This is a genomic window from Streptomyces yangpuensis, from assembly GCF_024666385.1.
In the GTDB taxonomy this organism is placed as follows: Bacteria; Actinomycetota; Actinomycetes; order Streptomycetales; family Streptomycetaceae; genus Streptomyces; species Streptomyces yangpuensis.
The window spans coordinates 221,605-236,189 of the sequence record NZ_CP102514.1 but is presented as its reverse complement, the minus strand read 5'-3'; the positions used below and the strand labels follow the sequence as shown (position 1 = coordinate 236,189).

At 73.2% G+C, this 14,585-nt stretch carries 11 protein-coding genes; 4 read left to right on the top strand and 7 right to left on the bottom strand.

What is annotated here, in order from left to right:
- Window positions 1-25: 25 nt before the first annotated feature.
- Window positions 26-568: a GNAT family N-acetyltransferase gene (locus tag NRK68_RS01195; RefSeq protein WP_257854483.1), complete on the bottom strand. Its 543-nt coding sequence runs from the start codon at window positions 566-568 to the stop codon at window positions 26-28.
- A gap of 180 nt (window positions 569-748) precedes the next feature.
- Between NRK68_RS01195 and NRK68_RS01190 the strand changes: the two genes are divergently transcribed.
- Window positions 749-2,176, top strand: a complete 1,428-nt coding sequence (locus NRK68_RS01190) for an amidase (protein WP_257854482.1) — start codon at window positions 749-751, stop codon at window positions 2,174-2,176.
- A gap of 130 nt (window positions 2,177-2,306) precedes the next feature.
- Here NRK68_RS01190 and NRK68_RS01185 read toward each other — a convergent pair whose 3' ends face one another.
- From NRK68_RS01185 to NRK68_RS01165, 5 genes are all read right to left on the bottom strand, one after another.
- A complete protein-coding gene (locus NRK68_RS01185) occupies window positions 2,307-3,188 on the bottom strand; it encodes a carbohydrate ABC transporter permease (RefSeq protein WP_257857731.1) in 882 nt (293 codons plus the stop codon).
- Window positions 3,189-3,313: 125 nt separating this feature from the next.
- Window positions 3,314-4,720 carry an ABC transporter permease gene (locus tag NRK68_RS01180; protein WP_257854480.1) on the bottom strand — a complete coding sequence of 469 codons (1,407 nt, stop codon included), beginning with the start codon at window positions 4,718-4,720 and terminating at the stop codon, window positions 3,314-3,316.
- Window positions 4,721-4,730: 10 nt separating this feature from the next.
- Window positions 4,731-6,062 carry an ABC transporter substrate-binding protein gene (locus tag NRK68_RS01175; protein ID WP_183066120.1) on the bottom strand — a complete coding sequence of 444 codons (1,332 nt, stop codon included), beginning with the start codon at window positions 6,060-6,062 and terminating at the stop codon, window positions 4,731-4,733.
- Window positions 6,063-6,212: 150 nt separating this feature from the next.
- Window positions 6,213-7,916: a glycoside hydrolase family 13 protein gene (locus NRK68_RS01170; protein ID WP_257854479.1), complete on the bottom strand. Its 1,704-nt coding sequence runs from the start codon at window positions 7,914-7,916 to the stop codon at window positions 6,213-6,215.
- A gap of 212 nt (window positions 7,917-8,128) precedes the next feature.
- A complete protein-coding gene (locus NRK68_RS01165) occupies window positions 8,129-9,403 on the bottom strand; it encodes an ABC transporter substrate-binding protein (protein WP_257854478.1) in 1,275 nt (424 codons plus the stop codon).
- 167 nt (window positions 9,404-9,570) lie between these two features.
- Between NRK68_RS01165 and NRK68_RS01160 the strand changes: the two genes are divergently transcribed.
- Genes NRK68_RS01160 through NRK68_RS01150 form a run of 3 tightly spaced genes read left to right on the top strand, consistent with a single transcriptional unit; the run spans window position 9,571 to window position 13,222 of the window.
- Window positions 9,571-10,077, top strand: coding sequence for a PadR family transcriptional regulator (locus NRK68_RS01160; protein WP_030028637.1), 507 nt, complete (start codon window positions 9,571-9,573; stop codon window positions 10,075-10,077).
- Window positions 10,074-10,865 carry an ABC transporter ATP-binding protein gene (locus NRK68_RS01155; protein ID WP_183066123.1) on the top strand — a complete coding sequence of 264 codons (792 nt, stop codon included), beginning with the start codon at window positions 10,074-10,076 and terminating at the stop codon, window positions 10,863-10,865. The genes NRK68_RS01160 and NRK68_RS01155 overlap by 4 nt, the downstream gene beginning before the upstream one ends.
- Before the next feature lie 2 nt (window positions 10,866-10,867).
- Window positions 10,868-13,222, top strand: a complete 2,355-nt coding sequence (locus NRK68_RS01150) for an ABC transporter permease (RefSeq protein WP_257854475.1) — start codon at window positions 10,868-10,870, stop codon at window positions 13,220-13,222.
- On the opposite strand, the gene NRK68_RS01145 is transcribed toward NRK68_RS01150, so the two are convergent.
- Window positions 13,202-14,434 carry a nuclear transport factor 2 family protein gene (locus NRK68_RS01145; RefSeq protein ID WP_257854474.1) on the bottom strand — a complete coding sequence of 411 codons (1,233 nt, stop codon included), beginning with the start codon at window positions 14,432-14,434 and terminating at the stop codon, window positions 13,202-13,204. The two genes, NRK68_RS01150 and NRK68_RS01145, sit on opposite strands and share 21 nt — an antisense overlap.
- Between the last annotated feature and the right edge of the window lie 151 nt (window positions 14,435-14,585).

Genomic DNA, 14,585 nt, shown 5'->3' with positions numbered 1-14,585 from the left:
CCACCCACCCCCTCCCGGCCGTCCGTCAGCCGGCGCCGCTGTCCGTCTCCGGCGGCAGGTCGGGCAGCTCCTCGGCGAGGAGGTCCATCAGCAGGCCGTCGTGCCAGGTGCCGTCGTCGCCGCGTTCGTACTGCCGCATGATGCCGACGGGCCGGAAACCGACCTTCGTGTAGCAGCGGATGGCGGCGGCGTTGTCGGCGGCCGGGTCGATGACGAGCCGGTGGAAGCCGGCCTCGTGGACGAGGTGCCGGGCGAGGGTTGCGACGGCGTCGGTGCCCAGGCCCCGGCCGTGTACCGCAGGGTCCAGGAAGAGGTCGATGCCGGCGTGCCGGTAGTCGGGGTCTTCCTCGGCGTGCCACTGGAGCAGGCCGATGATCCGGTCCTGCTGGTAGACCGTCAGGCAGTGCGTGTCGGGATCCGCCAGGTCCTCCGTCACCTCGGCCACGAGATCGTCGCCGCCGCGCCAGCGGGCCCGTACCTCCGGAGTGGCGCGGATCGCGGCCAGCCCGGGGACGTCGTGGGGTTCGGAGGGCCGGAGTTCGACGGCGTCGCCGTACAGCACTGTCATGTCCCGCAGCCTACGGTTCCGGGCCCCCGCACCGGGCGGGAGTCCGCCGACCGCAGGCAGCCGCACCCTGCGCACCCCGGGGCGTGGCCGATCTTGCGGGTGAGTGCTTGACGCGGGGGCGGCGGGGCGACAGCCTTGCCCGGAGTTACCGAGAGGTACGGGGCGAAGGGGTGGGTGGGCATGGACCGGGACGACGCGGAGTTGATGTTCCAAGGGGTCGAGCGGCAGGCCGAGTCGGTGCGTACCGGCAAGGTCACCTCCCGCGCCCTCGTCGAGGCCGCGCTGCGCCGCATCGCCCGGTTCGACCCCGCTCTCGGAGCCTTCCGCGTCGTCCTCGCCGAGCAGGCGCTCGCGGAGGCCGACGCCCTCGACGCGGAGACGGAGCGGAACCCCGAGCAGGCACAGGGCCCGCTCCACGGCGTGCCGATCGCCGTCAAGGACGAGCTCGACGTCGCCGGGCAGGTCACCACCTTCGGCGGCGCCGCCAACCACACTCCCGTCGCCGCCGATTCCGAAGCCGTACGCCGGCTGCGCGCCGCCGGAGCCGTCGTCATCGGCAAGACGACGATGCCCGAGTTCGGCCAGTGGCCCTTCACCGAGTCCGACACCCACGGAACCGCCCGCAACCCCTGGGCCATCACCCGCACCCCCGGCGGCTCCAGCGGCGGCAGCGCGGTCGCGGTCGCGGCCGGACTCGTCGGCGCCGCGCTCGGCGGCGACGGCGGCGGATCCATCCGCATTCCGGCCGCGTGCTGCGGGCTGTTCGGCCTCAAGCCCCAGCGCGGCCGGGTCTCCACCGTCCCGAACGCGCACCTCTGGTACGCCCTCGGCACCGTGGGACCGCTGACCCGCAGCGTCCGCGACGCCGCCCTGCTCTACGACGTCCTCGCCGGCACCACCCCCGCCGACCGCTGGAGCGCCCGCCCCGTCACCACCGGGTGGCTGCGAGCCCTGGAGACCCCGCCCGGCCGACTGCGCATCGGCTATTCGGCCAAGCCCGCCGTACCCGGTGTGCGCCCGCATCCCGAGCATGTCGAGGCCATGCTGGAGACCGTACGGGCGCTGCGCGAACTGGGGCACGACGTACGGGAGGTCAGCCCCCGCTACCCGGACGCGACGGCTTCGTTCGCGGCGCAGTTCTGCGGCGGGGTGCGCGCGGAGGCCGTCGCCGTCGAGCGCCCCGACCTGCTGGAGGCGCGTACCCGGAGCACGCTCGCGCTCGCCCGCCTGTTCCCCGAATCCGCCGTGGAACGCGGGATCAGGGCGGGGGAGCGGCTGGCGGAGCGCGCCGACCGCATGTTCACGACCATGGACCTGCTGCTGACCCCGGTCGTCGCCGCCCGCCCGCGCCCGGTGGGCGCGCTGGACGGCGCCGGTCTGCTGACGGCGCTGGCGCGTTCCCGCCCGATGGTCGCCTACACCGCCCTGTGGAACGTCACCGGTCACCCGGCGGCCTCCGTGCCCGCGGGCCACGGTACGGACGGGCTTCCGCTCGCCGTGCAGCTGGTGGGCCGCCGCGACGACGAGGTGTCCGTACTGCGGGTGGCGGCGCAGTTGGAGGAAGCCCGGCCGTGGGCCGGGCGCCGCCCGCAGCTCACTGCCCGCTGACGTTCTCTGACTGCCTTTGAGGACCGCTGACCGCCTCTGACGGGCCCCTCCCGGCGTCCCGCACGCGGACGCCTCCGCACGGGTAGGGGTACCCGTGCGGAGGCGGGGAGCGGATCCCGTCCGGCCGGTGCTACTTCACCGAGCCGGCCATCACGCCCTGGACGAAGTGCCGTTGGAAGGCGAAGAAAACGACCAGCGGAACCACCAGCGACAGGAACGCCCCGGGTGCGAGGACGCCGATGTTGCTGCCGAACTGCCGCATCTGGGACTGGAGCGCGACCGTGAGCGGCTGCGACCCGGTGTCCGCGAAGAGCAGCGCCACGAGCATGTCGTTCCAGACCCAGAGGAACTGGAAGATGGCCAGGCTCGCGATGGCCGGGCGGCCGAGCGGCAGCACGAGCCGGGAGAAGATCCGCCACTCGCTGCCGCCGTCCATCCGGGCGGCCTCCAGCATCTCGCGCGGGATCTCGGCGAAGTAGTTGCGCAGGAGGAAGATCGCGAACGGCAGTCCGTAGGCGACGTGGAAGAGGACCACTCCCGCGATCGTCCCGAACAGGCCCACCGCGCCGAACAGTTTGGCCACCGGCAGCAGGCCGATCTGCACGGGTACCACGAGGAGCCCGACGACCACGAGGAAGACGGCGTCCCGGCCGGGGAACTCCAGCCACGCGAAGGCGTATCCGGCGAGCGCCGCGATGACGACCACCAGGACGGTGGTCGGCACGGAGATCAGGACGGTGTTCCAGAAGGCCGCCCCGATGCCGGAATCCCTCAGCAGGGCGCTGTAGTTGTCCAGGGACAGCTGCGAGGGGTCGGTGAGGGCGGTCCACCAGCCCTCGGTGGCGTTGTCCTGCTCGGAACGCAGGGAGGACAGGAGCAGGCCCGCCAGCGGTGTGATCCATACGAGGGCGACCAGGACCAGGACGCCCTGGACGACGGAGCTGCCCAGGAGCCGGGAGATCCGGCCCCCGCGGCGGCGCCCGGGCGCGGATCCGGGCGGCGTCGCGGACATCCGCCGGGACGCGCGTACGGACCGCTGCCGGGATGGCTGCGCGGACGGTTGCGCGGACCGGCCGACGGGCCCGGGCGCCGTCGTCCGCCCGGACGGGCCGCGCCGCTCGACGATGCTGTGGCCGCTCATGCTCCACTCCTTCGGAAACGCCGGACATTGAAGATCATCGCGGGGACGACGAGGAGCAGGAGCACCATACTGAGCGCGCTGCCCAGCCCCTGGTCGTTGCCACCGCCGAAGGAGACCAGCCACATGCGGGTGGCCAGTACGTTCGCCTCCTCCTGGACCGGTCCGGGGGCGATGATCCAGACGAGGTCGAAGACCTTCATCACGTTGATGACCAGGGTCACGAAGACCACGGTGAGCACCGGCGCGAGGAGCGGCACCGTGATCTTGCGGAAGATCTGGCCCTCGGTGGCGCCGTCCATGCGTGCGGCCTCCAGCGCGTCGCGCGGGATGGCCGCGAGGCCGGCGCCGATCAGGACCATCGAGAAGCCGGTCCAGACCCAGAGGTAGGCGCCGATGATGGCGGGTGTGACCAGCGCGGGGCCGAGCCAGTTCACGCCCTGGTACGGGGCTTCGAAGTTGGCGGCGGGCAGCCGGACGGTGTAGTCGCCGTCGGCCAGGCCGGCGAATCGGAAGGACCCGTCGTCGGCCGTGGTCGCGGTCGCGGCCACGCGGCCGTCCCGCACGGCCTCGACCGTCATGCCGGGCAGTCCCTTCTCACCGGGGTCGACCCGGCCCGGTGTGCCGGTGCCGCCGGGGGCGAAGTCGAGGTAGACGACGCCCCCGATCGCGTCCGCGGCGCCTGCGGTGCCGGCGGCGGGCGGGTTCCCCGCCGTCCCCGCCGCGTCGGCCGGGCCGGCCGCGGCCTTCGCGCCGGCCGGCAGGGCGTCGGGAGCGACCCCGATGAACCCGAGACCGACCGTGCCCCCGGGCCGTACCGTCGACGTGGTGGTGTACGGGCCGCCCGCCCCGCCCGTCAGACCGTGGCCCTCCCGGGCCCGGGCCGTCGGATACGCGGCGGCGTCGTCGAAGCCGTCGTGGACGGCGACGGCGGCGGCGTTGAGCACGCCCCGGTCCGGGTCCTGTTCGTAGGCGAGCCGGAAGATGATGCCCGCGGCGAGGAACGACACGGCCATCGGCAGGAAAAGCACCAGCTTGAACGCGGTGGCCCAGCGCACCTTCTCGGTGAGCACGGCGAGCAGCAGCCCCAGTCCGGTGAGCAGGGTGGGGGCGACGACGACCCAGATGGCGCTGTTGCGGATGGCCTTGAGGGTGGCCGGGTCCTGCACGATCGCCGCGTAGTTCGCGGCGCCGACGAACCGGTCGCCCTCGGCGTCGAAGAGGCTGCGGCCGAAGGAGAAGAGCACGGGGTAGACGACCAGCGCGCCGAGCAGCAGCAGGGCCGGCAGGACGAAGACGACCGCGAGGCGGCGCTTCCTGCGCTGGGCCCGGCGCCGGCCGTCGGCCGCGGAGCCGACGGTCGGGGGCCGGACGGTCGGGGGGCGGACGGTCACGGTGTCAGCCATGGCGGTCGCCTCAGTTCCCGTAGGCCTTGGCGGCCTCGGCCTCGAGCTTCGCGGCGGTGCCCTGCGGGTCCGACGGGTCGCGCAGGAAGTCCTGGAGGAGCTTCCACTCGCCCGCGCCCTTGGTGCCGCCGAACGCGGCCGGAGCCTGGTCCGACATGTCGAAGCGGATCGAGTTGCCCGCCGCGATCAGCGAGTCGGCGGTGCTGCGGGTGGTGTCGTCGCTGTACGAGGCGAAGTCGACCTCGTTGTTCGGGGACAGGAAGCCGCCCGCGCCGGCCCAGACCTCGGCCGCCTCGGCACTCGCCAGGAACTCGACCAGCCGCAGGCCGGCCTTGCCGTTCTTGCCGTCCTTCAGGACGACCGCCGCGTCACCGCCGCTGACCACCGGCGGCCGGCCGCCGTCGACCGACGGGAAGGGGAAGAACTTGGCGTCCTGCCCGAGCTTCTTGCCGAACTGGCCCTTGGCGACGCCGCCGACGAAGTCGCCCTCGTAGACCATGCCCGCCTTGGGTTCCGGGCCGAAGACCTGCGCGACCGAGGAGGGGAAGTCGGTCCCCAGGGCCGCATCGGCGCCGCCGGCCACGAGCTGCTTGTCCTTGAACAGTTCCCCGAGGGTGGTCAGGGCCCGCACGACGCTCTCGTCGGTCCACTTCAGCTTGTGCTGGGCGAGCTGGTCGTACTTCTCCGGTCCGGCCTGGGAGAGGTAGATGTTCTCGAACCAGTCGGTGAGGGTCCAGCCGTCCTCGCCGGCTATGGCGAAGGCCGGGCGGCCGGAGTCCGCGAGGGTGCGGCCGGTTTTCAGCATGTCGCTGTAGCTCTTGGGCTCGCCGACGCCGGCCTGGGCGAAGGCCTCCGGGGCGTACCAGACGGTCGACTTGTGGGCGGCCTTGAAGTAGAGGCCGTAGTACGTGCCGTCGACGGTGCCGTAGTTCTTCCACACCGGCGCGAGCGTGGATCCGGCGGTCTGGGCGGTCTGCTCGGACAGCGGCTGGAGCCAGCCCTCCTTCGCGAACTGCTGGAGCACGCCGACCTGCGGCACCATCACCACGTCGGGTGCGTTGCCGCCTTCGATCTTGCTTCCGACGAAGGTGGAGACGTTGTCGCCGGAGGGCACGAAGACGGTCTTGGCGCCGGTCTTCTGGGTGAAGGCGTCGAGGACCTTCTTGAAGCTCTGCTGCTCGGCGCCGGTCCAGACGCCCGCCACGGTGACGGTCTGGCCGGCGAGTTCACCGCTGCCCGCGGGTCCGGTGGCGCCGCCGCAGGCGGTGGTGCCGAGGGCGAGCGCGAGGGCGGCCGTCGCGGTGGCGGCACTGCGGCGGGTCGTCTTGCTGGGTCGTCGCATGAGGAGTCCTTTCGGGGACGTCCGGGGCCGGGGCAGGGCCTGCCCGGGACCACGGGCTGAGGAAGGAACGGGCTACGGGGGCGCGGGCGGCGGGGCTGCGCGTGCGGGGGCTGGGGGCCGGCTGGGGGCCGGCCGGGGGCCGGCTGGGGGTTACGGCTGCGGGGCCGCCGGGCCGGGAGCCGGGTACTCGCCCGCCCACCAGGCCGCGGTCGCCGCGGGGAGGATTCCGTCGGGGCAGGGGCCGCTGGCCAGCAGCGGGGTACCGGGGACCGGTGCGGGCACCGGCTCCGTGCCGAAGTTCACCGCGCAGATCAGGCCGTCACCGCGGGCGATGGCCAGGACCTGCGCGGGTGCGTCCAGCCAGCGCAGGGTTCCGTCGCCGAGCTGTGGCAGGGTGCGCCGCAGCTGGAGGCCGTCGCGGTAGAGGTGCCAGAAGGAGCGGGTGTCGGCCAGGGCCCGGTCGGTGGCGTGTTCGGCGAACCACTCGGGCTGCGGGAGCCACGGCTTGACGCCGGCGGTCTCCTGGCTGAAGCCGAACGGGGAGGCGTGCCCGGACCAGGGCAGGGGCACGCGGCAGCCGTCCCGTACGTGCCGACGGCTGCCGGTACGGCGGAAGATCGGGTCGGTGAGGACCTCGTCGGGCAGATCGAGGACCTCGGGCAGGCCGAGCTCCTCGCCCTGGTACACGTACGCGGCGCCGGGCAGGGCGAGCATCAGCAGGGCCGCGGCGCGGGCGCGGGCCGCTCCCAGTCCGCTCCCCTCCACCCCCGGCTCGCCCGCGTAGCGGGTGACCGTACGGACCTGGTCGTGGTTGTTGAGGACCCAGGTGACGGTGGACCCGGTACCGGCGATGTCGCGCATCGCGTCGGTGATCGTGGTGCGGAAGGCCTCGGCGTCCCAGGGTGCGCTGAGCAGGTCGAAGAAGAACGCCTGGTGCAGTTCGTCGGGGCGCACGTACTCGGCGTGCTCGCGCGCGGTGGGCACGGACACCTCGCCCACCAGCAGCCGCTCGTGGCCGTCCCGGGCGGTGTACTCCTCGCAGACCGAGCGCCAGCGCCGCCACACTCCGTGCACCTCGGGCTGGTTCCAGGCCAGCTGGTTGACGGCGTCGCGGGCCCGCTCGTCGGCGCCCGGGTCGTCGGAGTCGGGCAGCTCGGGGTGCTTGAACAGGCCGGCGGCGACATCGATGCGGAAACCGTCCACGCCCCGGTCCAGCCAGAAGCGCAGCACCCGCTCGAACTCGTCGCCCACAGCGGGGTCGCGCCAGTTCAGGTCGGGCTGCTCGGGGGTGAAGAGGTGCAGGTACCAGTCGCCGGGCGTGCCGTCGGCCCCGGTGGTCCGGCTCCAGGCCGGGCCACCGAACATGGCGTGCCAGTTGTTGGGCGGCTCCGCGCCGTCCGGGCCGCGGCCCGGCGCGAAGTGGAAGCGGGAGCGCGGCGCGCTGCCCGGCGCCGCGGCGAGCGCCTCGCGGAACCACGGGTGCTCGCTGGAGCAGTGGTTCGGAACGATGTCGAGCAGCAGCTTGAGACCGAGCCGGTGGGCGTCGGACACGAGGCGGTCGAACTCCGCGAGGTCGCCGTAGACCGGGTCGACGCCGCAGTAGTCGGCGACGTCGTAGCCGTGGTCGTGCTGCGGCGACGGGTAGAAGGGGCTGAGCCAGATGCCGTCCACGCCGAGCTTGCGCAGGTAGGGAAGTCCGGCGCGGACGCCGGCGAGGTCACCGACCCCGTCCCCGGTGCTGTCGAGGAAGCTGCGGACGTAGACCTGGTAGATCACCGCGTCGCGCCACCAGGGGGCGGAAGGGGAGGCGCTGCGGGAGGGGTGACCGGTAGCGGTCGGAAGGGTGCTGAGCATCTCGCGTCGACCTGTCTGCTGAATGCGAGAGCGCCCTGGATCAGGTGCGCTGTTATGCATGCATGTTAAGTAGTGAAGACTGGAAGGTGTCAACGATGTGTCCAGAAACAGGCGAAAGCTGGGGTGCTTTGTCCCTGAATGCCCACGTGCATGACTGAGGGCTCCTACTTAACATGTAAGTAGGAGCCCTCAGGGGAGGTGGAGAAGTGCGATCAGTCCGTGCGGGAAATGGCCCCGAGCTCGCGCGCCAGCCGCGCCACCGCTTCGTCGGGCGTCTGCCGCAACGCCATCAGGTCCTGCCCCACGGCCTGCACGGCGAGGCTCACCTGGTCGTAGCGCGGGCTCTTGGGGCGCGGCACCGCCGACAGCACGCTCTCGCGCAGGGTCGGCAGGTACGGATACGCGCGGACCAGCTCGGGATCCTCGTACAGCGCGGCGCGCACCGGTGGCAGCGAGCCCTCGGTCAGCACCCGCCGCTGCACCCGCTCGCTGGTCAGGTAGGAGATGAGATCGGCCGCCGACGCCGGATGGCGTGCGTGACTGCTGACGGCGAGGTTGGAGCCGCCCAGCACGCTGGTGCCGGGCCCGTCGGCCCCGGGCAGCGGCACCGCGCCGAACCGGCCCGCGACCTTCGATCCCGCCGCGCTCGCGTCCGCGTACACATACGGCCAGTTCCGCAGGAAGAGCAGCCGGCCGTCCTGGAAGGCCTTCCGGGACTCCTCCTCCTTGTAGCCGAGCGCCTCGCGGGAGATCCAGCCGTCCCGCACCCCGTCCGCGAGGAACCGCAGCCCGGTGCGCGCCGCGGCGGAGTCCACGGTGACGCGGGCGCCGTCGTCGCGCAGGATCGAACCGCCCGCCGAATGCACGGCCTCGGTGACGTTGACCGTCAGCCCCTCGTACGGGAGGAACTGGCCGGCATAGCCGTCCAGGCCGTGCCGCGGGGCGATCGTGCGCGCCTGACGGACCAGTTCGGACCAGGTCCGCGGCGGCTGCTCGCCCTCCAGGTCCAGGATGTCCTTGCGGTAGTACAGCAGGCCCGCGTTGGTGACGTACGGCACCGCGTACAGCCGTCCGTCGAAGGTCGCGGTGTCCACGACCGGCCGCAGGAAGGCGTCCAGCGGGAAGCGGCCGCGTTCGAGCGGGGAGATCCATCCGGCGGCCGCGAACTCGGACGTCCAGGCGACGTCGATGTTCAGCACGTCGAACCGGTCACGGCCCGATCGCAGTTCGCTGATCATCTGGGCCCGGGTCTCGTCGGCCGAGTCGGGCAGCTCGACGAGCGTGACGCGCTCGTCGGGACGGCTCTCGTTCCAGTCGTCGAGGAGCGGACCGAGGTAGTCGGTCAGATCGCCCGCCGTCACGAGCGTCAGAGGACCGCGGGCGTCGGAAACGGCACCTGCGTCGGGCCGGACACCGAGACCGGCGTACCCCGTCAGCACCACCGCCACCACCAGGAGAGCTCTACCCGCGGCACGCATCCACCGCATAGATTCCTCCCAGTGCACGATCCGGCTGCATCGCCGACCACCGTGGCCTATATATACCCGTTAGGCATGGGCGATACTAGACGTCCAGGCAGACGGGACGGACGGCGGCGACATCCGTCCCGGCGCCAGTGAACGGTTGACTACACAGCGGGAGGGAGGGGGAGCGAGTGCGGCTGGCGCTCCTTGCGCTCCTCACCCGTAGCCCTGCGCACGGTTACGAGCTCAAGCAGGACCTTGAGAAGCTCCTGGGCGCCGCGTACCCTCAGCCCAACGTGGGTCAGATCTACGTCACCCTCGGCCGGCTGGAGAAGAGCGGTCTGATCGAGGGCGAGGACGTCGAACAGGCGGGTCGGCCCAACAAACGCACGTACAAGCTGACGGACGCAGGGCGCGAAGCCGTACTGGCGTGGTTCGAGGACACCGCCGAGGAACCCCGGGTACGGGACGAGTTCTTCATGAAACTGGCGCTCGCACCGCAGTCGGGACTGGCCGATCCGATAGCCCTGATCAACAAGCAGCGCCGCCAGTACCTCAACACCATGCGGGACCTGTCGAAGCTGGCCGCGGCCGAGGACCGCGACAACAAGATCTCCCAACTGCTGATCGAGGGCGCCATGCTGCACCTGCAGGCCGACCTCGACTGGCTGGAACGCTGTCAGGAGGAGCTGGAATGAGCGACGACGCCACCGCCGCTCCAGCCGTGCCCACCGCCCGCCCCGCCACGCCGATCGTCCGCGCCGAGGGACTGACCAAGACCCATCACGGCGAGGGCGCACCGGTGCCCGCCGTCCGCGGTGTGGACCTCTCCGTCCAGCCCGGCGAGTTCGTCGCGGTCACCGGCCCGTCCGGAGCCGGCAAGTCCACGCTGCTGCACCTCATCGGCGGCCTCCAGCGGCCCGACGGCGGCAAGCTGTGGATCGACGGGGAGCGGGTCGACGCATACCGGGAGGCCCGCTGGGCCGTCCTGCGCCGCCGCAGCATCGGCGTCGTCTTCCAGTTCTTCAACCTCGTCTCCAACCTCACCGTCGCCGACAACGTCGAACTGCCCGCCCTGCTCGCCGGCGTCTCCCCGAAGGCCGCCCGCGACTCCCGCGCGGAACTGCTCGCCGAACTCGGTCTCGAAGGCCGCGAACGGGCCATGCCCGGAGAACTGTCCGGCGGCGAACAGCAGCGCGTCGCGCTCGCCCGCGCCCTGGTCAACCACCCCGCGCTGCTGCTCGCCGACGAACCGGCCGGCAGCCTCGACAGCAAGGGCACCCGTGAGGTGCTGCGGCTGCTCACCCGGTTCCACCAGCGCGGCCAGACGATCATGATGGTCACCCACGACGCCCGGATGGCCAGCGCCGCCGACCGCGTCATCAGCTTCTTCGACGGCCGGATAGCCGACGACGCGCAGCTCGGCGGCGGGCCCCGCCCCGGGCCGTCCGGCGGCGTCTCCGGCGTGCTCGAACTCAAGGAGTGACCGTGCGGGCCACCCTGCGCTGGGCGCAGGCCGACTTCCGCGCACACCGCGGCGAAGCCCTCTTCGTCGTCCTGGCCAGCGCCGGGGTCATCGCCTCGCTGCTGCTGGCCGGCGCGCTGTTCGGCTACGCGGCGAACCCCTGGCAGCGGGTCTTCAACCAGTCCCACGGCGCGCACATCTGGCTGCACACCCGTGCCGGTGCGGACACGGGCGCCCTGTCCGGCGTGGACGGGGTCGCGGACCTGTCGGGGCCCTACCGCACGGCGGCCACCACGGTCGAGTCCCGCGGGGCCCGGGCCGGGGTGACCCTCCGCGCGGCCCCGGAGGAGCCCCCGCGCACCGGACGGCCGGTCGTCGCCGCCGGCAGCTGGCTCGGCGCGCCCGGCGACGCAGCGCCCGGCGACCACGCCGCCGGTTCCGGCTCCGGCGCGGGTTCCGTCGTACTGGAGACCTCGGTCGCCCGGGCCCTGTGGGCGGAGCCGGGCGACACCGTACGCGTCACCGGGCCGGACGGCGCACCGCACCTGCTGCGGGTCAGCGGGACGGCCGACGTGGCCGAGCCCCGCTACCAGCCGGGCGGCGCGGCGGGCATCGGCTGGGTGCTCCCCGCCACGCTCGACCGGATCGCCCGGGGCGACACCGGACAGAGCGTGGGCCTGCGCCTGGAGGACCCCGACGACACGGACTTCATCGTCCAGCGCGCGGTCACCGTACTGGGGGCCGACCGGGTCGCAGAGGTCACCAAATGGCAGCAGGCACGCGCCGACGCGGGCGGCGACGACCGGCTGCTGGGCGCGATGTTCGGCGTCTTCGGCCTCGGTGCGCTGCTCGCCGCCGCGCTGGCCGCGTCGGGAGCGGTCGGCGCCCGCGTACGGGGCCAGCTGCGGGACATCGCCGTCCTCAAGGCGATCGGCTTCACCCCCGGCCAGGTCACCCGCGGCTTCCTCCTCCAGCACCTGGCCTTCGCGCTCCTCGGTGTCGCCCTCGGCACCGCGGCGATCGCCCTGCTCGGCGCCCGGATACCCGGGCGGATCGGGGAGGCCGCCGCCGTGTGGCAGGAGCTGCCCGGCCACACGGCGATGATGATCGGCATACCCGTCGGCGCGGTGCTGCTGATCGCGGCCTCCACCGGGCTCTCGGCCTGGCGGGCCGGACGGGTGCCGCCGGTGCCGGTGGCCCGCGCGGCGCTGCCCTCCGCCGCACCCATGACCGCGCTCGGCAAGCGGGCGCTGGGCGTCCGCGTGCCCCCCGCCCTCGTCCTCGGGTGGCGCGCGGCATTCCCCCGCCGGGGCCGGACGCTCGTAGCGGTGGCCCGGCTCGCGCTGCCGCTGGTGCTCATCACCGTCGCCCTCGTCACCTGGTCGACGCTCGACCAGTTCCGCAGCCGCCCCGCACAGATGGGGCTGGCCGCGGCACTGACCGTACGGGCCGGGCAGCCCGCCGGACCGTCGGACGCGGAACTGGAGCGGACCCTCGCCGCGGCCCCGGACGTCGCCGCCGTCCATCCCGGCGCCGAGATGGCCGCGCTCGTCCCCGGACAAACCGGGACCATCACCCTGCGCGGGCTCGGTACGGCCCGCCGGCCCTACCCCTCAGCCGTGGTGGAGGGACGCGCGGTCGCCGGACCCGACGAGGCGGTGGCCGGCCAGGGACTGCTGGACCTCCTCGGCGTACGGGTCGGCGACTGGGTGCGGATGACGGTCGGCGGACGGCCGCAGATCCTGCACCTCGTCGGCCGCACCATCGAGCCCGAGTCCGGCGGCCGGGTGATCACCACCACCCTCGACGCCCTGCGCGAGCGCGACCCGCGGCTGCGGCCCGCCTACCACGCCCTGGAGCTGCGCGCGGGGGCGGACCCGCGGGCCGTCGGCGGAGCCCTCGCCACGGTGGCCGGCGGCACCCTGGAGATCCGCGAGACGCCCAACCCTGCCGACCGGCTGGAACCGGCCCGCGGGGTGATCGGCGCCCTGATCGCCGTACTGGCCCTCATCGGCCTGATCGAACTGCTGACCCTGATCGGCACGGGCGTGCGCGACCGGGGCCGCGACCTGCTCGCACTGAAGGCGATCGGGCTCACGCCCCGGCAGATCGGGGCGATGATCGTGACAGCCGCCGGCCTGACCGCCCTCGCGGCGGCGCTGGTGGGCACGGCGGTCGGCGTTCTGACCGGCACCTGGCTGGTGGACACCCAGGGCGCGTCGAGCGGGATCGGCGCGGGGATCGCCCAGCTGCCGCCGCTGCCGGTACTGCTGACCGTGATCGTCGGCGCGGTCCTGGGCGCGGTCGCGGCGGCGGCGCTCCCGGCCACCCGGGCGGCCCGGCGCCGCCTGGCGGACTCACTCAGCGAAACCCTCTGACTCCCGGCCTCCCGCCTGCGGGTGGGAGGGGGAGGGATGCCGGTGGTAGGCCTTGTTGGCGATGCGCCAGCCGCCGCCGGCACGGACCAGCAGGAAGACGTCGGTGAACGTGTCCGCGCCGTGCGAGAGCGTCATGGTCGCGGTCGCCACCGTGCCGTGGACATCGACGGTGTCGATGCGGCGGGACCGCGCCGGCTCGTCGGAGGCCGGCCGGCCCGGGAAGAGCGCGCAGTAGGAGTCCAGGGGCCACGAGACGAAAACGCCGTCCCGGATCCCTTCGACGTGGGCGGTGGGCAGGAACGCGTCCCGGAAGTGGGCGGGGTCGCCGGTGGCGTGGCCGCGGACGTAGGCGCGGAGCGGTTCGAGGACGGCGTCGTGCACGGCGGGGACCGTGGCGGCAGCGGCGATGTCGGACTCGGGGCCGGCCGGGCTGCCGGCCAGCTCGGCCGCGCTGCGCAGCGGGGCGCCGGACGCGCCGGCCAGCAGAGCCATGTCCTTGGCCAGCGCACCGACGGTGAACTCGGCCGTGGCCGGGGCCACGCCTGTTTCCGTGGCCGGTTCGACGGTCAGGAAGGGACGTTTGCGGGCGACGAGCCTGCCGAGGTGGCCGAGTTCGAGGACGTCCAGCGCCTGAGCGCGGGGCAGGCCGAGGGCGTCGGACTGCTGCAATGCGTCGCGCAGTACGAGGACGGCGCCGGCCAGGCCGCTGTTGGCGATCAGCTTGAGCGAAGCGGCTGTGGCGGCGTCGCCGTCGACGCGCCGCACGGTGCCCAGAGCTTCCAGGACGGGTCGGACCCGGTCGAACGTGTCCCGGTCCGCAGCGGCCAGGATCCGGAGGGTGCCCGTGGTGGCAGCGGGCACGGAGCCGAGCACGGGCGCGTGGACGTAGTACGGGCCGAACTGCCGGGCCAGCTCGGCTGCTTCGGCGGGAGCGATGGTGCTGGTGTTCAGCACGATCGTGTCGGTGCGCAGCGAGCCGCGGACGTCTTCGAGCACCTGGCGGCAGGCCGGACCGTCGAACAGCGCCAGGAGCACGACCTCGGCCTTCGCGACTGCCCCCTGCGGATCGGCGGCCGTGCGGGCGGCGCCCGACGCAGGCCGTCCGGAGCGTGTCCAGCCGACGACGTCCCAGCCCTCGGCAGCCAGTCGTGCCGCGATCGCGTCGCCCATGCGTCCCAGGCCGAGAACGGCGATGGTGTGCGGTGAGTTCATGACCGCCACACTCGTGCACGGCGCGCATTGCGACAAGCGAAGATCTCGCAGGTCAGGCATGCGTGAGCCGCATACCTGCTGAGGCTGCCGGCTGATCCGTGCCGGTGCCGCACGGCTGACGGGGCGTCGGAAACGACAAAGGCAAGGAGAA